The sequence below is a fragment of the Streptomyces sp. NPDC005811 genome (assembly GCF_040630405.1).
Lineage (GTDB): Bacteria > Actinomycetota > Actinomycetes > Streptomycetales > Streptomycetaceae > Streptomyces.
On record NZ_JBEXXK010000008.1, the window covers coordinates 60,347 to 82,330 of the forward strand.

General features: G+C 72.1%; 21 protein-coding genes. 6 read left to right on the plus strand and 15 right to left on the minus strand.

The annotated features are described in order from the left end of the window. Nucleotides 1-193 precede the first annotated feature (193 nt). Nucleotides 194-2,056: an ABC transporter ATP-binding protein gene (locus tag ABZ490_RS10895; protein WP_358988029.1), complete on the plus strand. Its 1,863-nt coding sequence runs from the start codon at nt 194-196 to the stop codon at nt 2,054-2,056. Between the two features lie 3 nt (nt 2,057-2,059). Here the strand turns inward: ABZ490_RS10895 and ABZ490_RS10900 are convergent, their stop codons facing one another. Both ABZ490_RS10900 and ABZ490_RS10905 read right to left on the minus strand, forming a co-directional pair. Then, nucleotides 2,060-2,236, minus strand: a complete 177-nt coding sequence (locus ABZ490_RS10900) for a hypothetical protein (protein ID WP_358987562.1) — start codon at nt 2,234-2,236, stop codon at nt 2,060-2,062. 154 nt (nt 2,237-2,390) lie between these two features. After that, a complete protein-coding gene (locus tag ABZ490_RS10905; protein ID WP_358987565.1) occupies nt 2,391-3,047 on the minus strand; it encodes a DUF899 domain-containing protein in 657 nt (218 codons plus the stop codon). Nucleotides 3,048-3,296: 249 nt separating this feature from the next. On the opposite strand from ABZ490_RS10905, the gene ABZ490_RS10910 reads away from it, so the two are divergent. After that, the gene (locus ABZ490_RS10910; protein WP_358987569.1) at nt 3,297-4,253 is read left to right on the plus strand and encodes an endonuclease/exonuclease/phosphatase family protein; all 957 of its coding nucleotides are present in this window, start codon (nt 3,297-3,299) and stop codon (nt 4,251-4,253) included. A 127-nt stretch (nt 4,254-4,380) separates the two neighbouring features. On the opposite strand, the gene ABZ490_RS10915 is transcribed toward ABZ490_RS10910, so the two are convergent. From ABZ490_RS10915 to ABZ490_RS10935, 5 genes are all read right to left on the minus strand, one after another. Beyond that, complete coding sequence (locus ABZ490_RS10915) at nt 4,381-6,270, minus strand: FUSC family protein (RefSeq protein ID WP_358987572.1); 1,890 nt, start codon at nt 6,268-6,270, stop codon at nt 4,381-4,383. A 513-nt stretch (nt 6,271-6,783) separates the two neighbouring features. Next, nucleotides 6,784-7,515 carry a hypothetical protein gene (locus tag ABZ490_RS10920; protein WP_358987575.1) on the minus strand — a complete coding sequence of 244 codons (732 nt, stop codon included), beginning with the start codon at nt 7,513-7,515 and terminating at the stop codon, nt 6,784-6,786. Nucleotides 7,516-7,556: 41 nt separating this feature from the next. After that, nucleotides 7,557-8,357 (minus strand): nucleotidyltransferase domain-containing protein, encoded by an 801-nt coding sequence (locus tag ABZ490_RS10925; RefSeq protein WP_358987578.1) that lies wholly within the window; start codon nt 8,355-8,357, stop codon nt 7,557-7,559. Between the two features lie 146 nt (nt 8,358-8,503). Further along, entirely contained in the window at nt 8,504-9,226 is a 723-nt protein-coding gene (locus ABZ490_RS10930; protein ID WP_358987581.1) for an aspartate/glutamate racemase family protein, read from the minus strand. 5 nt (nt 9,227-9,231) lie between these two features. After that, a complete protein-coding gene (locus ABZ490_RS10935) occupies nt 9,232-10,698 on the minus strand; it encodes an NCS1 family nucleobase:cation symporter-1 (protein ID WP_358987584.1) in 1,467 nt (488 codons plus the stop codon). Nucleotides 10,699-10,845: 147 nt separating this feature from the next. Here ABZ490_RS10935 and ABZ490_RS10940 point away from each other — a divergent pair, with 147 nt between their 5' ends. Next, on the plus strand, nt 10,846-11,523 hold the full coding sequence (locus ABZ490_RS10940; protein ID WP_358987587.1) for a GntR family transcriptional regulator: 678 nt from the start codon (nt 10,846-10,848) through the stop codon (nt 11,521-11,523). 41 nt (nt 11,524-11,564) lie between these two features. After that, the gene (locus ABZ490_RS10945; protein ID WP_358987590.1) at nt 11,565-13,034 is read left to right on the plus strand and encodes a LamG domain-containing protein; all 1,470 of its coding nucleotides are present in this window, start codon (nt 11,565-11,567) and stop codon (nt 13,032-13,034) included. Nucleotides 13,035-13,061: 27 nt separating this feature from the next. On the opposite strand, the gene pip is transcribed toward ABZ490_RS10945, so the two are convergent. From pip to ABZ490_RS10965, 4 genes are all read right to left on the minus strand, one after another. Beyond that, complete coding sequence (gene pip / locus ABZ490_RS10950; protein ID WP_358987593.1) at nt 13,062-14,027, minus strand: prolyl aminopeptidase; 966 nt, start codon at nt 14,025-14,027, stop codon at nt 13,062-13,064. Nucleotides 14,028-14,099: 72 nt separating this feature from the next. After that, a complete protein-coding gene (locus ABZ490_RS10955) occupies nt 14,100-14,852 on the minus strand; it encodes a uracil-DNA glycosylase (RefSeq protein ID WP_358987596.1) in 753 nt (250 codons plus the stop codon). Between the two features lie 33 nt (nt 14,853-14,885). Next, nucleotides 14,886-15,569 carry a class I SAM-dependent methyltransferase gene (locus ABZ490_RS10960; protein WP_358987599.1) on the minus strand — a complete coding sequence of 228 codons (684 nt, stop codon included), beginning with the start codon at nt 15,567-15,569 and terminating at the stop codon, nt 14,886-14,888. Between the two features lie 135 nt (nt 15,570-15,704). Continuing rightward, on the minus strand, nt 15,705-16,637 hold the full coding sequence (locus tag ABZ490_RS10965) for an acyltransferase domain-containing protein (protein ID WP_358987603.1): 933 nt from the start codon (nt 16,635-16,637) through the stop codon (nt 15,705-15,707). Between the two features lie 84 nt (nt 16,638-16,721). Between ABZ490_RS10965 and ABZ490_RS10970 the strand changes: the two genes are divergently transcribed. After that, nucleotides 16,722-16,988 (plus strand): DUF6343 family protein, encoded by a 267-nt coding sequence (locus ABZ490_RS10970; protein WP_358987606.1) that lies wholly within the window; start codon nt 16,722-16,724, stop codon nt 16,986-16,988. Nucleotides 16,989-17,004: 16 nt separating this feature from the next. Here the strand turns inward: ABZ490_RS10970 and ABZ490_RS10975 are convergent, their stop codons facing one another. The 4 genes from ABZ490_RS10975 to rpsA form a co-directional block, all read right to left on the minus strand. After that, complete coding sequence (locus ABZ490_RS10975; RefSeq protein ID WP_055637991.1) at nt 17,005-17,385, minus strand: tetratricopeptide repeat protein; 381 nt, start codon at nt 17,383-17,385, stop codon at nt 17,005-17,007. Nucleotides 17,386-17,435: 50 nt separating this feature from the next. Further along, on the minus strand, nt 17,436-18,044 hold the full coding sequence (gene coaE, locus ABZ490_RS10980) for a dephospho-CoA kinase (RefSeq protein ID WP_358987611.1): 609 nt from the start codon (nt 18,042-18,044) through the stop codon (nt 17,436-17,438). A 93-nt stretch (nt 18,045-18,137) separates the two neighbouring features. Beyond that, the gene (locus ABZ490_RS10985) at nt 18,138-19,076 is read right to left on the minus strand and encodes a PAC2 family protein (protein ID WP_358987614.1); all 939 of its coding nucleotides are present in this window, start codon (nt 19,074-19,076) and stop codon (nt 18,138-18,140) included. Nucleotides 19,077-19,255: 179 nt separating this feature from the next. Beyond that, nucleotides 19,256-20,749 (minus strand): 30S ribosomal protein S1, encoded by a 1,494-nt coding sequence (gene rpsA, locus ABZ490_RS10990; protein ID WP_358987617.1) that lies wholly within the window; start codon nt 20,747-20,749, stop codon nt 19,256-19,258. 341 nt (nt 20,750-21,090) lie between these two features. On the opposite strand from rpsA, the gene ABZ490_RS10995 reads away from it, so the two are divergent. Continuing rightward, nucleotides 21,091-21,984, plus strand: a complete 894-nt coding sequence (locus ABZ490_RS10995; protein ID WP_358987620.1) for a class I SAM-dependent methyltransferase — start codon at nt 21,091-21,093, stop codon at nt 21,982-21,984.

Sequence of the window (21,984 nt, forward strand, 5' to 3'; positions counted from 1 at the left end):
AGAGGTGGGGAAGGTGGGGCAGGCGGGGAAGTCAGGGGAGTCGGGAGCGACGGGAGCCACAGGAACAACGGGAGCCGCAGGAACAACAGGAGCGACAGGGGCGACCGACGAGGCGCCGAAGCCGAAAGGGCCCGACGACCGCGAGGTCTCCGAGTCCGAGCGGCTGCTCTTCGGCGGCCCGCTCCGCTACGACATGGGCTGGAACCAGCACCGGGACGCCTTCCTGGAGCTGACCTTCCGCGCGATGGTGACCCGGCTGCCCTCCCTGCTGGGCGTGAGTCTGCGGCTGGCCCGGCAGGCCGACCCGCGGGCCGCCCGCACCGTGCTGACCGCTGAGGTCGGCCGAGGCCTGGCCCAGGCCGTGGGGCTGCTCGCGGTGAACTCGGTGCTGAGCCGGCTGATCGGCGGCGGCCCCATCGAGGACCGGCTGCGCGGGGCGCTTCCCGCCCTGGTCGTCATGGCCGTCGTCCTCCTCGTCGGAGCGCTGCTGCGGGCCGCGTCCACGTACGCCACGGGGCGGCTGGAGCCCAAGGTGGAGCGGGTGGCGACCGAGCTGTACCTGGAACGGGCGGCGGCGGTGGAGCTGGCCGCGATCGAGGACCACGCCTTCCACAAGCTGCTGGACACCGCGCAGTACGGCGCCTCGTCCGCCCGGCGGATGATCATGTACGGCACGCGCGTGGTGAACGCGATGATCTCGCTGGTGGCGGCGGCCGGTGTGCTGACGGTGCTGCATCCGCTGCTGCTGCCGCTGCTGATCACGATGACGCTGCCGAGCGCCTGGAGCGCGCTGACGAACGCGCGGCGCCGCTACGAGTCGTTCCACACGTGGGTGCAGCACGCGCGCGCGGGGCATCTCATCGCGTCCCTGCTCACCGAGCCGGAGGCGGCGCCGGAGATCCGGGTGCACGGGGTCGGCCCGTTCCTGCTGCGCCACTTCCGGGCGATGTCGGAGACCGCGGAGGCGGAGCAGGCCCGGCTGGCCCGGCTCGCCGCCCGCACCGGGCTGTTCGCGGCCACCTGGACGGGCCTGGCGACGCTGGGGACGTACGCCACGCTCGGCGGGCTGCTGCTCACCGGGACGATGGCGCTGGCGGTGGCGGGCACCGCGGTGATCGCGATCCGCAGCGGTTCGGCGAGCCTGAACACGCTGGTCCTGGAGGTCAACCAGCTGCACGAGGAGGCCCTGTTCGTGGGGGATCTCCAGCGGTTGTACGTCGAGGCGGCCGAGCGGGCGATCCCGGTGGGCGGGGCGGCCCTGCCGGAGGATCCGCGGGAGATCCGCTTCGAGAACGTCACGTTCGGCTATCCGGGCGAGTCGGCCCGGCCCGCCCTGGAGGACGTCACGCTCTCCCTCCCGCTGGGCCGGATCGTCGCGCTGGTCGGGGAGAACGGGTCCGGCAAGACGACGCTGGTGAAGCTGCTGGCCGGGCTGTACCGGCCGGACCGGGGGCGGATCCTGTGGGACGGCGTGGACGCGGCGGACGCGGACCGGCACCAGCTCGCGGAGCGGATCGCGATGGTGGCGCAGGACTTCAAGCGGTGGCCGTTCACCGCGCGGGTGAACGTGGCGGTGGGGCGTTCGTCGGCGCCGCTGACGGAGGAGCGGCTGGCGGACGCGGTCGCGCAGGCGGGCGCCGAGGAGGTGGTCCGGGATCTGCCGCGCGGTCTGGACACCTTGCTGGCCCGGAACTTCAGCGGCGGGCACGAGCTGTCCGGCGGCCAGTGGCAGCGGCTCGGCATCGCGCGGGCGGCGTTCCGGCGTGGCCGCATCCTGATCGTGGACGAGCCGACGGCGGCCCTGGACGCCCGTGCGGAGCTGGAGGTCTTCGACAAGATCCGTGCGCTGGCGGGCAGCGGCCAGACGGTCGTCCTGATCACGCACCGGCTGGCGTCGGTGCGCCACGCGGATCTGGTGCACGTCCTCGACCAGGGCCGGCTGGTGGAGTCCGGGACCCCGGACGAGCTGCTGGCCTGCGGCGGTGTCTACGCGGAGCTGTACGCGCTCCAGGCGGAACAGTTCAGCCCCGCGGCGCCCACGTCGAGCGTCGGCTGAGGGTCAGTCCGTGGCGTCGCCGCCCCGGACGATCACCAGGAAGGTGTCGGTCGCGAGGTCCATGACGACCTCGGCGGCCAGTCCCTCCATGCGGCGTGCGTGCGCGAACTCCTCCGCGGGCCACGATCCGCGCGGCCCGCCCGCGGGGAAGCGCTCGATCACGGTTCGCCCGTTCACCATCTCGGACCTCCAGGAAGCGTCGTACTCGTAGGAGTTAACGCCTTCCGGAGGCCGGGAAGCTCGCTCGGTTGCGTTACTGAGACGTAGTTGACACGGGTTCGGCGCGGACCGTGAGGATCCGGTCACGTTCCGGACATCTCCGGCACGGCACGTGTCAGAGGTCGTACGCGTCGTGATGGCGGACGGGGGCGCCGGCCGGCGGTTCCAGGGCGGTGAGGTCCAGGAGGCCGGGGAGGGAGCCGAGCCCGTCGAGGCCGTCGCCGTGCACCGAGTAGGTGTGGAAGACCCGGTCGCCGTCCCGCAGGAAGCAGCTCAGGCCGGGCCGCTCGACGAGAGCGCCGTCCTGCTCCCGGGTGGCCTCGAAGTCGCGGTTGAAGTCGTTGGTGTACGACGAGTACCAGGGCAGCATCCAGCCCATGCGCGCCTTGAACTGGAGCAGGCGCGGATACGGCGCCCGGGAGACGGCCGCGAAGGAGACGCCGCGCGCCCGGAGGTGGGCGAGGTGGCCGAGCTGGTCCAGGAAGGCCGAGCAGTGGGGACAGCCCTCCTCCCACTCCGGCGCGAACCTGAAGTGGTGGAGCACGAGTTGCCCGTGCCCGTCGAAGAGGTCGAGCAGGGTCGCCTTGCCGGCGTCGCCCTCGAAGACGTACTCCGTGCCGATCTCGACCATGGGCAGGCGCCGTCGTCGCACGGTCAGCGCCTCGCGTGCGCGCGCCACCGCCTCCTCCTCGGCGAGCAGTTCCGCGCGTGCCGCGCGCCATGCGGCACGCGACACGATCTCCGGCAGTCCCGGAAGCTCCGGATGCGCCATGGGCCCCTCCTGTACAGCGGTCGACTCGAAGGGGTGACCGGCGGGTGGTGCGGAACTCATCGGCGGCGCCGGGAGTTTTTCGCGTGCGGGGCTTTTTCCGGGGCGGGCGGCGGAGAGGGGGTCATCGTGTCGACGTAGGCCGGTGTCGTGCCCTCGTGCGAGCCGTGGCCCGCATCGTGTCGGGGCCCTGTCGTCGTGCGCGGCGGCCGGGCACGCTGGCGGCACGACACCTCCCGGAGGGATCCCGGCATGCTCCTCGGCACCTGGAACCTGGAGAACCTGTACCGGCCCGGCGGGCCGTTCGGCCCGAAGGACAAGGCGGCGTACGAGGCGAAGCTCGCGGCGCTCGCCGGCGTGGTCGGCGCGCTGGACCCGGGGGTGCTCGGGGTGCAGGAGGTCGGGGAGCCGGAGGCGCTGGCGGACCTGCTGGAGGCGGTGGGCGGCACCTGGCACACGGCGCTCTCCGCGCTGCCGGACGGCCGGGGCATCCGGGTCGGGGTGATCAGCCGGACGCCGTTGGAGGTGCTGGCGGACACGCGCGCGTTCCCGCCGCGGGTGCGGCCGGTGCAGTCGGACGACTCCGGCGCGGTCGCGGACGGGGCGGGGCGCGGGTTCCTGGCGGTGGAGACGGTGACGGAGGCGGGGCCGCTGCGGGTGGCGGTGGCGCATCTGAAGTCCAAGCTGCTGTCGTATCCGGGTGACCGTTTCTTCCCGCGCGACGAGGGCGAACGGGCCCGCTACGGCGCGTACGCCCTGTACCGCCGGGCCGCGGAGGCGACGGCGCTGCGGGCGCTCGCCGAGGAGCTGCTGGCCGGGGACGGCCGGGCGCGTGATGTGGCGGTGCTGGGCGATCTGAACGACGAGGTGCGGGCGGCGACCACCCAGATCCCGCTCGGTCCGCCCGGTTCGGAGATCGGCACGCCCGGCTTCGAGACACCGGACAAGGGCGACGCGGCCCGGCTGTGGGACGTGGCCCCGCTGATCCCCATCGACCGGCGCTACTCGCGGATCGACTCGGGGCGCCGTGAGCTGATCGACCACATCCTGACGAGCCATCGGCTGGTCCATCGGGTGGCGGAGGCGGGGACGGGCGGCGGACCGGGGGCCGAGGGGGTACTACGGCTGCCGTCGGTCGGGGCGGATCCGGCGGCGCACCGCAGTGAGTCGGGGTCGGACCACGCCCCGGTGTGGGTGCGGATCGGCTGACGGGACGCCCTGAAGGGGCGCGGGGAACTGCGCGACCGGCCACGACGGCGCCGCACCCGACGACGGCACATCGCGGCACCTCCCCCTCCCTCTCGGCTCCTCCGGCACGGCGTCTCGGGCAAGGAGTTCAGCCTGCGAGCGGCAGCACCGGCACCCGCACCGGAGCGGTCAGCCCCACCCGTTCCCTCCGTACGGCGAGCGCGCCGAGGAGTTCGGCGAGCTGAGCCCGGTGCCCGGGGCTGAGGCGGCCGGTGTCGTCGAGGTGGACGGCGCAGGCGGTGGTGGTGTCGACGAGCCGTTCGAGGAGGGCGGCGACCTCGTCGGTGCCCTCGGTGTGCCGGGCGAGGGCGGGCAGTTCATGGGCGGCGAGGGCGATGGCGGTGCGGGCCTCGGCGAGGGTGCGGTAGGCCTCGCGGCGCAGGGTCCAGCGGACGGCGCGGTCGTCGGGGCCGTCGGGGCCGTCGAGGACATGGCCGAGGTAGGTGTGCGCGGCGCCGGTGGCCGCGGCGAGCCGGGCGCGGACCTGGCCGCCGCGCTCCCCCGGCATCGGCAGATGCCCGACGACGATGACGATCGCGCAGGCCAGCAGCGTCTCGGCGATGCGGCTGACGGAGGCCTGCGGTTCGCCGCCGACCATCACCAGGGACAGCACGAGCACGGTGACGACGGCGGTCTGCGCGGCGAAGTGCCGGGTGGAGACGGGGATCAGCGCCCCGCAGACGGCGACCAGCGCGACGAGTCCCTCCGGCCGGGGCAGCACGGCGGCGAACGCGGCGAACAGCAGCGCGCCGAGCACGGTCCCGGCGGCCCGGCACAGCACCCGGGACACCAGCGGTCCGAGGTCGGGCTTGACGAGGAAGACGGCGGTGGCGGGCAGCCAGTACCAGTGGGTGTGCTGCCCGTACCAGTGGGAGTGGTGCAGGGCCTGGGCGATGGCCACGCTGGCCCCGAAGCAGAGGGCGACCCGCAGGCCGTACTCGCGCCCGCCCGCCCCGAACGCGGTCCGCAGCAGATCGCGCGGGCTGCGCCGGCGGGTGTGCAGATCGCCTCCGCCGCCCTGGTCGAAGGCCTCGGCGGCGTGCAGGAGCGCGTCGTCGAGGGCGCGCAGCGCGGGCGCGGACCGGGAGGGGGCGGGCAGCGGCCCGGTGGGGGTGTTGTCGCGTACGGCGGCGGCGAGCCGTCGGGGGCCTTCGGCGGCGCGGGCGGAGACGGCGTCCCCGGCCCAGGCGAGGGCGGTCGCGGCCTCGGCGAGGGGCAGGGCGGCGGCGTACTGGGCGTGCAGGCGCCGTTCGGCGGCGGAGCTGGCGAAGCGGCGCAGTCGGGGGCCGGTGAGGGCGTCCTGGGCGTGGTCGAGGGCGGCGGTGAGGGCGGCACGGCGGGCGGTGGCGCGGGAGGTGCCGGTGGCGTCGAGGAGGTCGGCGACGGCGTCGTACACCCCGGAGACGGCGGCGCGCTCCCCGTCGAAGCGGAAGTCACCGGTCAGGGCGCCGGGCGTGGGCAGCGCGAGCCGGAGCGCGAGCAGCCAGCCGGCGCCGGCGAGAAAGGCGAGGGCGCGTGTCCAGCCGGCCTCGGGCACCGGCATCCCGGCGCCGATGGCCGCCGCGACCAGCAGCTGTGTCCCGGCGCCGGAGGCGACGGGGCCGATGGCGCTCATCGCGCCGGCGAGCAGGCCGAGAGCGGTCAGTACGGCCGTCAGCGCGAGGGCGCCCACCTGGTCGCCGACGTACGTCCCGACGAGCATTCCGCCCGCTCCCGCGAGGGCGGGCGCGCCGAGCCGTCTGACGGCGGCCCGACGGCTGCCGGGCCGGTCGTTGATCCCGGCGAGCATCGCGGCGATGGCGGCGACGACCCCGAGGGAGGCACGGCCGGTGAGGACGGCGGCCGTCAGCAGCGGTCCGGCGGCGAGCGCGCCGCGGGTGACCGCGCTCCAGGGGACGGGTCCGCGCTGGGCACGCAGGGCGTGGGCGAGCCAGGGCGGTGGGACGGTGCGCGCGGCGCCGGCGGAACGCGGGGACACGGGGCTCCTGTCGTGTCGAGGGCGGGTGTGCCTTCGGGCGACGGCGGCCGGGGCGGTCAGCGGTGTGCTGTGGTGTCCACGGTAGGGGGTGGTTCCGGGGATCGTGGGGCGGTTGCGTTGCGGCGAGGTGACGGCCGGCCCGGATCCCGCTTTCTTTATGAACGCAATGCCGGGGAACGGGAGCGGGACCGGAGGCGTAGCCTGCCCCCGGCCCCTGTCGATGCCGCCCATGGGGCACGCCGGCACGCTTGAGGACCCAGGTGAGTCTGATGTCGTCGCGTCCTGCCTTTGGACCACCGCGCATCGAGCTGCGCGGGCTGGACTTGAACCAGCACTTCGACGTCCGGGGCCCTGGGCCCGGTCGATCCGGCGATCGGCGGCGAATGCTGAGTCTGGAGCGAGAGTCTGAGATTCAGTGATCACCTATTATTGGTGATCCTCACGACAGGCTTCAGTTTCAGCTTGCGCTCCTCGCGCACCCCGGCCGCTGTGGGCCGGGGGGTCTGCAATGGGTTACTCGAAGAGGTAACCGAATACCGCGTCACCGATCCGCTGGTCGACGACCTCGACGCCGTTCGCCTCTTCCCGCGCGAATTTTACGGCCTGCTGCACCTTCTCCACGCGGGCGAGGATTTCGTTGACCCGGCGGGCCGGGAGCGCTCCGGAGAACTTCACGGTCGTCCAGTAACCGACCGGCACGTCCTCGTAGTACACCTCGACCTGCGCCGGGTGCTTCTCGGTGGCCTCCGCCTTCACATGGTTGCGGGGCACCTTCTTGGTCCGCAGGGTGCGCACCGGCTCGGTCTTCCAGGCGTCGGTGGAGGGGTCCTCGACCCAGGCCTCGGAGGCGTCGAGGACCGGCAGCTTCCGTACGAAGGTGTTGAGGTCGACGAGCTGCTTCTCCAGGAACAGCAGGTAGGAGACGGGGGCGTCGGCGACGAGGACCCGTCCGTCCACCTTCACGTCGGCGCGGGCGGTGCAGTTGGCCCAGTCCTTCGTGGCGGTCACGTCGAACAGGCGGGTCAGGGTGGCCGCGGTCTCCCGCAGCACGTCCTCGGCCTGCACCTGCACCCGCGTCGACTCGGGCGGCAGCTGCTCGCCCTCCTCGTCCTTGGGCTGGTAGGTACGGGAGATACCGGCCAGCAGCGCGGGCTTCTGCAGCCCGTGATGAGCCGCGGTCAGGTCCTGGTGAGCCTTGGACTTGATGCCCTTCTCGACTGCGATGATCTGATTGAGTTTCGCCACGGGAAGGAAGGTAGCAACGCCAACTCCGTCCTCTCCACCGATTATTCGAGCATCTGATGGACGAGGGCCTCCCGCACGCATTCCCCGAAGAGGGAATCGGCTCGCCCGAGTGCGTCCGCGATTCCGTCGGATTCGGAAATCCCGAGCAGGGCGACGAGTTCGTCGACCCGTCGCAGTCCCGCCCTTTCCAGCAGCCGTTTCTCGTTCGTCACCCATTCCCCGCGCGCCGCCAGCACCGCGTGCCCCACCTGCGCCGCCGCCACGGCGAGCGCCCCGGCGGCCTCGGTGCGCCGGCCGGCGGCCGCGTGGGCGGCCCTGGCGTAGTCGAGGGTGGCGCGGGCGGTGCCGTACCAGCGCTCGGGCGCGGTACGGCGGAGCGCCCGGGGATAGACCGAGGGCTGCCGCAGCTCACCGCGCAGCACCCGGTCGACGGCCAGCTCGGCGACGACGAGATAGCTGGGGATCCCCGCGAGATGGAACATCAGCGGCTCGACCCGGAACCGCCCCTGCTCCGCCTCGGCCCACTCGTGCTCCACGACGTCGAGGTCCCGGTAGTGCACATCGACCCGCCGCCCGTCGACGGTCAGCCAGGCACCCCCGTTGAACACTCCGCCGCCCCACCCGCCGACCTCCGACACCTCCCCCTCCCAGCCGACGGCCCGCAGATCGCCGGGATCGAAGGCCCCCCGGTAGTAGACGGCCAGATCCCAGTCGCTGTCGGGCCGATGCGTCCCTTCGGCCCGCGACCCACCGAGCGCCACGGCCCGGACCGTGGGGAGCGCGGCGAGCCGGTCGGCGGTGGTGTCGAGGAACTCGGCGTCGCTCTGGGCGGGCACGGGCATCGGTCTCCCGAAAGTCACGGTGACGGCGGTGGGACGGGATGAGGTGGTTGAGGTGGGGGGCGGAGGTGCTCCGGGAGGCAAGGGTGGCGGCGCGGCACGGCCGGTGTCGAACGGTTATCGCCGTCAGTGCCCCGGTGGCGTCGCGCTCAGGGTGTCCCCCACACCCGCCTCTTCGGCACCGGTCGGCCGAAGCTTCCCGTGCGGCTCGTCGTCAGGTTCAGGGCCACCAGGGACTCCGCCAGCTTCACCGCGGCTCCCACGCCGTCCACCACCGGGAGGCCCAGTTTCTCGGACACCGTCGTCTGGAGGCCCGTCATGCCGGCGCAGCCGAGGACCAGGACCTCCGCGCCCGCGTCGCGGGCGCGTTCGGCCGCCGTGAGGAACGCCGCCTCGGTGCGTTCCGCGTCGCCGAGGTCGAGGACGCCGAGGCCGGTGCCGACGACGGCGGCGCAGTTGCGGCCGACGCCGGCGAGTTCGAGGCTGTCCTCGATCTGGCCGCAGGAGCGCTCCAGGGTGGTGACGACGCCGTAGCGGCGGCCGAGGAGGCAGGCCAGGTGGGCGGCGGCCTCGGTGATGTCGACGACGGGGACGTCGACCAGCTCCCGGACGCCCTCGCGGCCGTGTTCGCCGAAGCCGGCCATGACGACGGCGTCGTAGGGCGGGCCGTCGTAGGTGCGCAGGAGGTCGATGACGGCCGCGGCCGAGAGGTAGCTGTCGAGCCAGCCCTCCGCCGACTCCGGTCCCCACGCGGGGGTGAGGCCGCGCACGGCGGTGCCCGGGCCTGCCGCGGCCCGGGCACCTCGCACGATCTCCTCGGTCATCTCCTGCGTGGTGTTGCAGTTGGTGACGACGATCCGTACGTTCCGCACGCTTCTCAGACCTCCGTGGGCTGTTCGGGGACGGCCGCCCGCTCGGTGCGGGTCAGCAGGACGTAGAGGCCGGCCGCGAGGGCCGTACCGATGAACCAGGAGTAGGGGGCGATGTCGCTGAAGGTCTTCACCAGGGCGAGGACGGCCGCGACCGCGGCGGAGGGCAGGAACGCCCACAGGGCCTTGGGGTTGACGCCCTTGCGGTAGTAGTAGCGGGAGCCGGGGGTGGCGTCGAAGAGTTCGTTCACGTCGACCTTGCCGCGCTTGACCAGGTGGTAGTCGACCATGATCACGCCGAACAGCGGGCCGAGGAAGGCGCCGAGGCCGCCGAGGAAGTAGTTGACGACGGTCGGGTTGGAGAAGAGGTTCCAGGGGGTGACGACCAGCGCGGCGACCGTGCTGATCATGCCGCCGACCTTGAAGCTGATCTTCTGCGGCCAGACGTTGGCGAGGTCGTACGCCGGGGAGACGAAGTTGGCGACGATGTTGACGCCCATGGTGGCGACGGCGAAGGTGAACGCCCCCAGGACCATCACCCAGGTGTTGCCGACCCTGGCGACCAGTTCGGCCGGGTCGGTGATGGCCTCGCCGAACACCTCGAGCGAGCCGGCCGTCACGATCACCGAGACGACCACGAAGGCCGTCGAGTTGATCGGCAGGCCCCAGAAGTTGCCGCGCCGGACCGTCCTGTAGTCGGGGGCGAAGCGGGAGAAGTCGCAGAAGTTGAGCATCAGGGTGCCGTAGGTGGCGAGGATCAGTCCGATCGCGCCGAACCACTGGCGCCACTGCTCGCCCACGGAGACGGGGTGCGGGGTGGTGGTGAGCGAGATGGTCCAGCCGGCCTTGGACAGCACCCAGACCGCCAGCGCGATCATGACCAGCCAGATCGCGGGGCCGCAGAAGTCCTGGAACTTGCGGACCGACTCCATGCCCTGGCTGATGATCAGCGCCTGGATCAGCCAGAGGGAGACGAACGAGACCCAGCCGAGGGCGTCGAGGCCGAGGAAGGAGTGGTGGGTCCAGGACTCCAGTCCCGGCCAGGCCGCGAGCAGCATGACGTTGACCGCGACGGACGCCAGATAGGTCTGGATGCCGTACCACATGATGGCGATCACGGCCCGGATGAGGGCGGGGATGTTGGCGCCCCAGACGCCGAAGCTGATCCGGCTGACGACCGGGAAGGGCACGCCGTGGCGCTGGCCGATCCTGCCCATCCAGTTCATGCCGATGTAGATGAGCACGAAGCCGACGAGGAGGGAGGTGAAGACCTGCCAGACGTTCATGCCGAGAATCAGCAGACCGGCGGCGAACGTGTAGTTGCCGAGATTGTGGACGTCGGACATCCACATGGCGAAGAGGTCGAAGACCTTCCAGTTCCGCTTCTCGGCGGGGGCGAGGTCTTCGTTGGTGAGCCGGGGATCGGGGACGAACGCGGGTGCGCCGGTGGCTTCGGCGCTGTCGGCGAGGGACACGGGGGCCTCCAGGAGGGGGAACGCCGGATGCGGAATCCTCGTTTGGTATACCAAACTGCGGTCATGGTCCTCCCGTCAAGCGTTGTGACCGATGTCCGTCCCGTTACGGCTCCGTAAAAGCACCCCCGGGTCGGCGAAGATGGCCCCATGAGCCCCACGGCGAAGATCGAACCCCTCGGCGCGGTGCGCGAACGCGTCCTGGCCACCCTGCGGCAGGACATCATCGCGGGCCGCCTGCGCCCCGGTGACCGGCTCGTCGAACGCGAACTGGCCGAACGGTTCGGTGTCTCCCGGGTGCCGGTCCGGGAGGCCATCCGGTCCCTGGTCGCCGAGGGCTTCGTCCTCTTCGAATCGGCGCGCCGCACCGTCGTCCGCCGCCTCACCCCCGACGACGTCAAGGAACTCTTCGAGCTGCGGGAGGCGTTGGAGGTGTACGCGGCCGGGCTGGCCGCCGCCCGCGCCACCCCGGAGGCCCTCGCCGAACTGCGCGATCTCCTCGACCAGGCGGCCACCGCGACCGCCGCCGACGACGCCGAGACGATCACCGACGTCAACACCCGCTTCCACGACGCCATCCTCGCGATGGCGGGCAACAGCCTGCTGATCTCGGTCATGGAACCCGTCGACGGGCGGATGCGCTGGCTCACCCGGCGGAACGAGGAGTGGCCCCTGCTCCTCACCGAACACCGGGAGCTGTACGACGCCATCGCCTCCGGCGACCCCGAGCGGGCCCGCACCCACGCCCTGCGTCACGTCCAGGCCAACCACCGCTCCAGCGTGCGGCATCTCTTCGGCGACCCCCCTCCCGAACAACCGTCCGAATAGACTCCCCGGGTCGGACACCCAACGGGAGGAGAACAAGGACCATGGTCAGCAGACGCGGGCTGTTGAGCGGAGCCGCACTCGTGGGGGCGGGCGCGATGACCGGCGTGATCGGCGGCGCGGGGAACGCCGCCGCCGACGCCCCGCTCGGCACCCCGTTCACCCCGGTCGCCGCCCCGCATCTCCTGGAGGCCGAGCGGATGGTCCAGTACCAGCGGCTGCTGGCCGCCGGCCATCTGCCGGGCGGCCTCGCCGGGCACTGGCCGCTGGACGGCTCGGGCGCCGACCGCTCCGGCCGCGACCGGCCCCTCACCCTCGGCACCGGCGCGACCTGGTCGGCTCTCCGGGCCGGCGGCGAGCTCGGCCTGGACGGCACCTCCGGGGCGTACGCCGCCACCGCCTCCGTCCTGGACACCACCGCCCCCTTCACCGTCTCGGCCTGGGTACGCCTCGCCCCCGACGCCGACCCCGCGAACATGTACACCGCCGTCAGCCAGGACGGCACCCGGTGCAGCCGCTTCCTGCTCCAGTACGACGACACGGCCGCCACCTGGGCCTTCAAGGTGCGCGCCGAGGACCAGAGCACCAAGGTCTCCGCTCTCGCCACCACCGCCGCCGTCCCCGGTCGCTGGACCCATCTGACCGGCGTCTGGGACGGCACCCGCATCCACCTCTACGTGGACGGCAGCCTCGAAGGCAGCGCCGACACGGCCCTCTCCTGGGCCGCCGGCCAGGGCTTCGGCATCGGCCGGGCCCGCTGGGACGGCGCCTACGTGAACCGCTTCAAGGGCGCGACCGACGACGTCCGCGCCTACGGCCGCGCCCTCACCGCCGACGAGGTCTCCCTGATCAGCGGGCGCACGGCACGCGCCCACAACGTCTACCTGATCGACGCCCCCTCGACCCTGACCTGGGGCACCCCCGACGACCTGACGAGCTGGACCGCCCACGCCCGCTGCTCGTCCTTCGTCACCTGGGTGCTCCGGCACACCTACGGCTGGGCCGACGACGCCTACTTCCGCCAGTGGTTCCAGGACCGCATCCCCGAGGCCGCCGACTACCGCAAGGCCTTCGCCGACGGCACCGGCGGCCCCCGCTTCCAGCACATCCGCAAGGTCACCGACCTGCAGCCGGGCGATCTGATCGCGGTCGACTACCTGGGGACGGTCGAGAACAACACCGGACACATCGTCATGGTCCGCGAGGTCAAGGGCGTCTTCAGCGGGGTGGCCGACTTCAGCGGCGAGACCCAGTACGCCGTCGAGGTCGTCGACTGCACCGCCGAACCGCACGGCGTGTACGGCCGGACCAACTACCCCGCGTACCCCGACACCCGCATGGTCAGCGACGTGGACGGCGAGAACTTCGAGGGCGTCGGCATCGGCCACATGATGTTCTACGCCTCCGACACCACCGGCGAGTTCTCCCGCTACCGCTGGAGCGTCAACTCGGCCCGGTCGACGAACACCTGGCCGGTGGCGGAGCGTCCGGTGGCGGCGGCACGGATCGTGTGACCTAGGGCGGCGCGCGCGGGTGGGCGGTCAGCGACGGGCATACCTGTCGGTGGCCGCCACCAGCGCCTGCGTCATGCCGGGCGCGCTCGCGTTGTGCCCGACCTGGTCCACCACCACCAGCTCGCTGCCGGGCCAGGCATGGTGGAGCCGCCAGACGACTCCGACGAGGTTGCCGAAGTCGAGGCTGCCCTGGACGAGGGTGCCCGGGATGCCCTCGAGGAGATGCGCGTCGCGCAGGACCACCCCCTCCTCCCCCTCCTCGCCGAGGAAGTGCCCGTTGCCCCAGTAGTGCGTGACGGTACGGGCGAACCCCATGCGGAACGCCGGATCCTCGTACCGCTCCACCGAACGCGGCGGCGCCGGGATGATCGCCGTCTCCCAGTCGGTCCACGCCCGCGCCGCCCGCTCCCGCACCTGCGGATCGGGCGACTCCAGCAGCCGGTTGTAGGCGGCGGGCAGATTCCCCTCCCGCGCCGCCCCCTCCGGCAGCACACCCAGGAACTCCTCGAAGGCCGCCGGGTAGAACGTCCCGAGCCCCCGGGTCAGCAGCTCCACCTCGGCGTCGGATCCCGACGCCACCCCGGTCAGCACCAGTTCGCTCACCGCGCCGGGGTGGGTCTGCGCGTACCGCAACCCCAGCACCGACCCCCACGACACACCCCACACCAGCCATCGCTCGATGCCGAGCCGCTCCCGCAGCAGCTCCAGGTCCGCCATGAGGTGGGCCGTCGTGTTGACGCTCATGTCGGTGTCGTACGCGCTCGCGTGCGGCGTGGAACGCCCGCACCCCCGCTGGTCGAGCAGCACGATCCGGTACGCCTGCGGATCGAACAGCCGGCGCGCCCACGCACTCGCCCCCGACCCCGGCCCTCCGTGCAGCACCAGCGCCGGCTTGCCCCGTGGATCCCCGCAGGTCTCCCAGTACACGCGGTTGCCGTCCCCCACGTCGAGCAGGCCGTGGTCGTACGGTTCGATCTCCGGATACAGGCTCATCCGGGCACCCTAGTTGGGACGGCAGACCGGGGTCGCGCCGATTTCCGCCACCCCGTCGGGGCCTCTGGGCCTCTACGCGGGCAGTCCCGCCGCGTCCGCCGCCGTGCGCAGGACGTCCTCGAGCATCTCGGGGGTGAGCCGGCCGGTGAAGGTGTTGCGCTGGCTGACATGGAAGCAGCCGAACAGGTCGAGCGGGCCCTCCTTCCTCTCCAAGGTCACCCGTACCCCGTGCCCGAACGCCGGCCGCGGACGGGGCACCTCCCAGCCCGCCTCGGCGAACGCGGGCAGCGCGGCCTGCCAGCCGAATCCGCCGAGGACGACGACCGCGCGCAGCGTCGGCCGCAGCAGCCGCAGTTCCCGGACGAGCCAGGGCCGGCAGGTGTCCCGCTCGTCGGGGGTGGGCTTGTTGGCGGGCGGTGCGCAGTGCACCGGAGCGGTCACCCGGACCCCGTACAGCCGCAGCCCGTCATCAGCGGAGACGGAGGTGGGCTGCGAGGCGAGCCCCACCTCGTACAGCGCCCGGTACAGGACGTCCCCGGAGCGGTCGCCGGTGAACATACGGCCCGTGCGGTTGCCACCGTGCGCCGCCGGGGCGAGCCCCACGATCAGCAGCCGCGCGTCCGGCGGACCGAAGCCGGGCACCGGGCGGCCCCAGTACGTCCAGTCGGCGAAGGCCGCCCGCTTGGCAGCGGCCACCTCCTCCCGCCACTCCACCAGCCGGGGACACGCCCGGCATCCCACGACCTGCCGATCGAGACCGGCGAGATCGGTGGGACCTGCGAGTTCGGTGGGACCCGTGGGACCGACGCGGTGTGCCGCAGCCATGCCTCCACCGTACGCGCCGCCGACCGCCCGTCGTCATCGATCCGACCGCACCGCTCTCACCCAGATCCCGTCCTCCGTCAGATACCGGTCGACCTTCAGACCCGCCTCCGCCAGCGCCTCCTCGAACTGTTCCTCGGTGAGGGGGCGGGCGAGGAAGGTCTGGGTCCAGGTGGCGTCCGGGAACACGTACTCCGCGTGGACGGAGTGGACGCCGTCGCCGATCGGCTCCGAGGAGACCATGCGCAGGGTGAAGCCGGTCGGGTCGACGCGTTCGCGGGGCAGGCCGGTGTGGTAGTCGGCGCCCTCACGCTGGATCAGGACGCACCCTCCGTCGGCCAGATGCCGGGCGCAGACGCGGAGCATGCCCCGGCGGACCTCGATGTCACCGCTGTGGACGAGGAAGGAGGCGAGCAGCACCACGTCGAAGGTCTCGTCCAGGTCGAGGGCCTCGATGGAGGCGCATAAGGTGCGCGCGCCCCGGACGCGTTCCAGCATGTCCGGGGACTCGTCCACCGCGGTCACGGTGAACCCGCGGTCCACGAGGGCGTGGGTGACGCGGCCGACTCCGCTGCCCAGTTCGAGGATGTGCGCGCCGGCGGGCACCGCCGCGGCGATGACGTCGGGTTCGTCCCGCACCGGCAGCCGTGAGTAGAGCTCGACCGCGCAGCCGTCCGGGGTGATCGCTCCGGGGCCCGTGCCCGCGTATCCGTGTCGCATCTCAAGTCGCATGCCCGCCCAACGGCCCGCTCTCGGTCAGCCGTTCCTCTCTCGCACAGGTTCACCCGTTCGTGTCAGCGGGAGCCGACCGTGTCGCAGCGGGAACCGACCATGTCGCAGCGGAAACCGCCCGGTTCAGAGCGGAAGCCAACCGTGTCCGACGAACCAGTGCCCGCCCTCCCGCAGATGGTCCAGGACCGCCCGCTGGAGGACCGTGTCGCGCGGCAGCCGTTCCCAGGGCCGGTCGGTGGTGCCGAAGACGAAGCGGACGGGCACCGCATCCTCCGGTTCGGCCGGCGGGGGGCCGAGACGGAACCGGTCCTGGAAGCGGACGATGTGGGAGTCCGCGGGCAGGTAGCGCTTGAACTGCGGGTCGAGGAGCCAAGAAGCGCAGGTCGCCACCGTGTACCGCTCCTCGGGGTGGTGGCGGGGGAAGAACTCCCGGGCCAGCGCCAGGGAACGGTCCACGGCTTCGGCGGTCAGCGGGCCCATGAAGTCCGGGACGTGCAGGGCGAGCGCCGGGTCGCCGGGGCCGACGGGGAGCCCGGCCGCGGCGAGCGAGGCTCCGGTCCGGCCGCCGATACGGGTGCGCTGGAACTGGAGCCGCCCCAATTGGTAGAGCTCACCGCGGAAGTGCAGGGTCGGCCACCCCGCCTTCAGGACGCCGCCGGTGCCGTGCCGGCGGCGGTGCAGGGCGACACACCGTCCGACGTCGGCCAGGGTCCGCCGGCTGACCGGCTCCGGGACCCCCCGCGCGCGGTGCAGGGCCCGCGTCCGGGGCAGCGCCGCGGCGAACACGTACAGGGGGAAGTAGCGGGCGTACGGGCCGGCGGTGTCCGCGAGCTCGGGCAGCTCGATCGGTCCGAGGATCCCCGCCGTCGTCGAGCGGCCGCTCCCGCCGGTCCCGTCGGCCTCCGGAACGAGTTCCGCGACGGTCTCCTCCAGCAGCCGCAGGGCCTCGCTGTCGGCGGCGAGGCGGCGGCTCAGCCGTACCGCTTCGTCGATGTCCTCGTACGGTACGCCGAGGTCGAGCAGCGCCTCGGCCAGTTCGTCGCCGTCCGGCAGCACGGGGCCCGCCCTTCTCCGTCGCTGGGTCTCCCTGGAGAACGTCCGGGCGGAAGAGTACGTTTCAAGGGAGGAGTGGTGATCCCGATGCGTACGGGCAGTGAGCCGACGACAGCGCGCAGTGCACTGCGGATGCGTGCCTGGCTGAGCGTGTGGGGCCTGGTGTGGGCGATCTTCGGGACGGCCGCGTTCTCCCTCGCGGGGCGTCCCGGCTGGGCGGCCGCCTGCGGGGTGCTCTGGGTCGTGGTCACCGTGGATCTGGCGATGATCCTCCGGCACCTCCGGCAGGGCCCGCACTACCAGCCCGGTCGCGACATCCCGCCGTACCGGCCGCCGGAGCAGCGTCATCCGTGAGCGCCGGGCCCCCCGGTCAGGTCTCGAAGCGGGCCGCCTTGAGGTACTGCGGGTTGGGGTCCAGCGCGGCCGCCAGCCGGAAGTGGCGTTTGGCCTGGTCGCCGCGGCCCTGCCGCTCGTAGGTGCGGGCCAGCGCGAAGTGCGCGTACGCGTTGTCCGGCTCCCGCTCCAGGACGACGGTGAACTCCAGCTCGGCGGGCCTGAGTTGGGCGGCGGCGAAGAAGGCGCGGGCGCGCAGCAGGCGGGCGGCGGTGTTCTCGGGGTGGGCGGCTATGACACTGTCGAGCAGTTTCACCGCGCCCCGCGGGTCCCGTGCGGCGAGCAGCTGCTCCGCGGCACGGAAGTCGATGACATGCGTCTCCGGAGTACGTCCGGTCGAACCGCTGGTATCGGGCACGGAAAAATCCTTCCCTTGCTGGGAGGGTTCAACGCGCGGAACGAGCGCCCCTATTCCGTGGACTGCCGGCCTCTGCGCGTCAGCTCGGCCCACACGTCCTTCACGCGCCGCTCCAGCTCCGCCAGCGGTACGTCGTTGTCGACGACGATGTCGGCGGTCTTCCGGCGTTGCTCGCGGGTGGCCTGGGCGGCCATCCGGGCGCGGGCGTCGTCCTCGGTCATGCCGCGCAGCCGGACCAGCCGGTCGAGCTGGGTCTCGGTGGCCACGTCGACGACGATCACGAGGTCGTAGAGCGCGGCGAGGCCGTTCTCGGTGAGGAGCGGGACGTCGTGGACGACGACGGCGTCCTCGGGGGCGGCGCTCTCCAGTGCGCGGGAGCGGGCGCCGACCAGCGGGTGCACGATCGCGTTGAGGACGGCCAGCTTTTCGGGGTCGGCGAAGACGATCGAGCCCAGCCGCGGCCGGTCGAGGCTGCCGTCCGCCGTCAGCACCTCCTCGCCGAAGGCGTCGACGACCGCCGTGAGCCCGGGCGTTCCGGGCGCGACGACCTCGCGTGCGATGCGGTCCGCGTCGATGAGGACGGCTCCGCACTCGACGAGCAGCCGCGACACCTCGCTCTTGCCGGCGCCGATCCCGCCGGTCAGGCCCACCTTCAGCATGAGCCGAAGCTTAGGGCCTGCCGACGACCGCCGTCCCGGCAGGACCCGTCCCGGCAGCCTCCGTCCGGGCAGGCCCCGTGCCGCCGCGGTGGCTCAGTTGTCGCCTTCGCGTTCCGCCAGGAAGCGCTCGAACTCCAGGCCGATCTCGTCCGCCGAGGGGATGTCGGCCGGTTCGGCGAGCATGTTGCCCCGGGTCTCGGCGCCGGCGGCGGCGTCGTACTGGTGCTCCAGGCCCTGGACGAGGGAGGTGAGCTCGTCGTCGCCCTCGCGGATCTGGCGCTCGATCTCGGTCTGGGTGCGGTGGGCGTCCGTGCGGAGGCTGTGGGCGATGCCGGGCAGGACCAGTCCGGTCGCCGCGGTGATCGCTTCGAGGACGGTGAGCGCCGCGTCGGGGTAGGCGGAGCGGGCGATGTAGTGCGGGACGTGCGCGGCGACGCCCAGGACGTCGTGGCCGGCCTCCATGAGGCGGTACTCGACGAGCGCCTCGGCGCTGCCGGGGACCTGGGCCTCGTCGAAGGGGCTGCGGTGGCCCGGCACCAGGTCGGTGCGGCTGCCGTGCGGGGTCAGGCCGACCGGGCGGGTGTGCGGGACGCCCATGGGGATGCCGTGGAAGTTCACCGACAGGCGGACGCCGAGGCGCTCGACGATCTGCTTCACGGCGACGGCGAAGCGCTCCCACTCGACGTCCGGCTCGGGGCCGGACAGGAGCAGGAAGGGCGCGCCGGTGGTGTCCTGGACGAGCCGTACCTCGATGGCGGGTTCCTCGTACTCCGTCCAGCGGTCGCGCTTGAAGGTCAGCAGCGGCCGGCGGGCGCGGTAGTCCACCAGTCGGTCGTGGTCGAAGCGGGCGACGAGCTGGTGGGGCAGCGAGTCGAGGACCCGGTCGACGATCTGCTCGCCGGTCTCGCCCGCGTCGATGTATCCGTCGAAGTGGTAGAGCATGACAAGTCCGGCCGACTCCTGGGCGAGCGCCATATCGACGACGGCCAGCCCTTTCGGCTCCCATGCGTACAAACCCTGCGGATCAAGCACCTGGACCGCTCCTCCTCGTGTTCCCCCCATGTCAACGCGCGTACAGGCGTGGGCATTCCCGCCCTACGGGTGCTTGCTCAGCGAGGGGCACCCCCAACCCCCTGGAAAGGCTGAGGGGCCGCACCTCGAAAGGTACGGCCCCTCAGTCAGGAGCTACTGCTCAGTGAGCGATCAGCTGATCAGCTCTGGCCGCCGGCCAGCTTCTCGCGCAGCGCGGCGAGCGCCTCGTCCGAGGCCAGGGCACCGGAGGTGTCCGCGCCCTCGGAGGAGTACGAGCCACCGCCGGTCGCGGCCGGAGCCGCGGCCTCGCCGCCCTCGGCGGCAGCGGCCTCGTCGGCCTCGCGGGACTTGATGACCTGCTTCTGGTGCTGCTCGAAGCGGGTCTGCGCCTCCGCGTACTGCTGCTCCCACGTCTCCCGCTGGGTCTCGTAGCCCTCGAGCCAGTCGTTGGTCTCGGGGTCGAAGCCCTCGGGGTAGATGTAGTTGCCCTGGTCGTCGTAGGACGCGGCCATGCCGTACAGGGTCGGGTCGAACTCGACCGAGGCCGGGTCGGCACCGAAGGACTCGTTGGCCTGCTTCAGCGAGAGGCTGATGCGACGACGCTCGAGGTCGATGTCGATGACCTTGACGAAGATCTCGTCGTTGACCTGGACGACCTGCTCCGGGATCTCCACGTGGCGCTCGGCCAGCTCGGAGATGTGGACCAGACCCTCGATGCCCTCGTCCACGCGGACGAACGCACCGAACGGCACCAGCTTCGTGACCTTGCCGGGCACGACCTGGCCGATCTGGTGGGTGCGGGCGAACTGCTGCCACGGGTCTTCCTGGGTCGCCTTCAGCGACAGGGAGACGCGCTCGCGGTCCATGTCGACGTCGAGGACCTCGACCGTGACCTCCTGGCCGACCTCGACGACCTCGGAGGGGTGGTCGATGTGCTTCCAGGACAGCTCGGAGACGTGGACCAGACCGTCGACGCCACCCAGGTCCACGAAGGCACCGAAGTTGACGATCGAGGAGACCACGCCGGAGCGGACCTGACCCTTCTGGAGGGTCGTGAGGAACGTCTGGCGGACCTCGGACTGGGTCTGCTCCAGCCAGGCACGGCGGGACAGGACCACGTTGTTGCGGTTCTTGTCCAGCTCGATGATCTTCGCCTCGAGCTCCTTGCCCACGTAGGGCTGGAGGTCGCGGACACGACGCATCTCGACGAGGGAGGCCGGAAGGAAGCCACGGAGGCCGATGTCGAGGATGAGACCACCCTTGACGACCTCGATGACGGTACCGGTGACGATGCCGTCTTCTTCCTTGATCTTCTCGATCGTGCCCCAGGCACGCTCGTACTGAGCGCGCTTCTTGGACAGGATCAGACGGCCTTCCTTGTCCTCCTTCTGGAGGACAAGGGCCTCGATCTCGTCACCGACGGCGACGACCTCGTTGGGGTCGACGTCGTGCTTGATGGAGAGCTCGCGGCTGGGGATGACGCCTTCGGTCTTGTAACCGATGTCGAGCAGGACCTCGTCCCGGTCGACCTTCACGATGACGCCGTCGACGATGTCGCCGTCGTTGAAGTACTTGATCGTCTCGTCGATCGCGGCGAGGAAGGCTTCCTCGTTACCGATGTCGTTGACCGCAACCTGCGGGGTGGTGGCGGTGGTCTCGGTGCTGCTCGTCATGTGGGAAAGGGCTCCGGTTACGGACAGAAAGTCGTAGGTACTGCTACGCCGGGAGCCCGTATCGCTCTGATGAAGCCGGACAGCTCAAGAAGCGCCCCACCGGCCGAACCGGTGATGCGCCTCGACAACCGAGGGGACATACAACAGATGCGAGCGCAGCCTGCTCCGTCTGAGGTGCGCAGGCCCGCAGCGCAACTTGTAGCATACGGGGGCAGCCGGGCAGGGTCAATGCGCGAAGGCGCACACCCGGGGCAGAACCCCGCATAACCGGCACACAACCTTTCTCCTGAGGTCACGCAGGCCGCAGGAAGCCCCTCCGGTGACGCCCCGGGAGACTCCGGGTGGACACCGTCGGGCGGGTTGCACGGAAGAGCCCGCAGACTAATACGAGGGAGCCGATCATCCAAGAGTCCGCATCGTCCGCGCCCCTGTCCGAGCCGGCCGTCGAGCCGGAGGCCACCAGGCGCGACGCCGACGTCACGGAGAGCTCCCGGGCCAACCGGGGCTGGTGGGACCGCAACGCCGACGAGTACCAGATCGAGCACGGCACGTTCCTCGGCGACGACCGCTTCGTGTGGGGTCCCGAGGGCCTGGACGAGGTGGAGGCCGAGCTACTCGGCCCGGCCGAGGACCTCAAGGGCAAGGACGTCCTGGAGATCGGCGCCGGCGCGGCCCAGTGCTCGCGCTGGCTGGCCGCCCAGGGGGCGCGCCCGGTCGCTCTGGACCTCTCGCACCGCCAGCTCCAGCACGCGCTGCGGATCGGCGCGGCGTTCCCGCTGGTGTGCGCGGACGCCGGGGCGCTGCCCTTCGCCGACGGCTCCTTCGACCTGGCCTGCTCGGCGTACGGGGCGCTGCCCTTCGTGGCCGATCCGGTGCTGGTGCTGACGGAGGTCCGCCGGGTGCTGCGGCCGGGCGGACGGTTCGTGTTCTCGGTGACCCACCCGATCCGCTGGGCGTTCCCGGACGAGCCGGGCCCGGAGGGGCTGACCGTCTCGGCCTCGTACTTCGACCGGACGCCGTACGTCGAGGTGGACGAGGGGGGTCGGGCGGTCTACGTCGAGCACCACCGCACGCTGGGCGACCGGGTCCGTGACATCGCGGCGGCCGGTTTCCGCCTGGTCGACGTCGCGGAGCCGGAGTGGCCGGTGTGGAACACCTCCGAGTGGGGCGGCTGGTCCCCGCTGCGCGGCAGCCTGATCCCGGGTACGGCGATCTTCGTCTGCGAGCGGGACTGA

What these genes read in the sequence shown, in the direction of transcription:
- ABZ490_RS10895 (WP_358988029.1), top strand. Translation starts at nt 194, where the DNA reads ATGGGCTGGAACCAGCACCGGGACGCCTTCCTGGAGCTGACCTTCCGC.
- ABZ490_RS10900 (WP_358987562.1), bottom strand. Translation starts at nt 2,236, where the DNA reads ATGGTGAACGGGCGAACCGTGATCGAGCGCTTCCCCGCGGGCGGGCCG.
- ABZ490_RS10905 (WP_358987565.1), bottom strand. Translation starts at nt 3,047, where the DNA reads ATGGCGCATCCGGAGCTTCCGGGACTGCCGGAGATCGTGTCGCGTGCC.
- ABZ490_RS10910 (WP_358987569.1), top strand. Translation starts at nt 3,297, where the DNA reads ATGCTCCTCGGCACCTGGAACCTGGAGAACCTGTACCGGCCCGGCGGG.
- ABZ490_RS10925 (WP_358987578.1), bottom strand. Translation starts at nt 8,357, where the DNA reads ATGCCCGTGCCCGCCCAGAGCGACGCCGAGTTCCTCGACACCACCGCC.
- ABZ490_RS10940 (WP_358987587.1), top strand. Translation starts at nt 10,846, where the DNA reads ATGAGCCCCACGGCGAAGATCGAACCCCTCGGCGCGGTGCGCGAACGC.
- ABZ490_RS10945 (WP_358987590.1), top strand. Translation starts at nt 11,565, where the DNA reads ATGGTCAGCAGACGCGGGCTGTTGAGCGGAGCCGCACTCGTGGGGGCG.
- pip (WP_358987593.1), bottom strand. Translation starts at nt 14,027, where the DNA reads ATGAGCCTGTATCCGGAGATCGAACCGTACGACCACGGCCTGCTCGAC.
- ABZ490_RS10955 (WP_358987596.1), bottom strand. Translation starts at nt 14,852, where the DNA reads ATGGCTGCGGCACACCGCGTCGGTCCCACGGGTCCCACCGAACTCGCA.
- ABZ490_RS10960 (WP_358987599.1), bottom strand. Translation starts at nt 15,569, where the DNA reads ATGCGACACGGATACGCGGGCACGGGCCCCGGAGCGATCACCCCGGAC.
- ABZ490_RS10970 (WP_358987606.1), top strand. Translation starts at nt 16,722, where the DNA reads ATGCGTACGGGCAGTGAGCCGACGACAGCGCGCAGTGCACTGCGGATG.
- coaE (WP_358987611.1), bottom strand. Translation starts at nt 18,044, where the DNA reads ATGCTGAAGGTGGGCCTGACCGGCGGGATCGGCGCCGGCAAGAGCGAG.
- rpsA (WP_358987617.1), bottom strand. Translation starts at nt 20,749, where the DNA reads ATGACGAGCAGCACCGAGACCACCGCCACCACCCCGCAGGTTGCGGTC.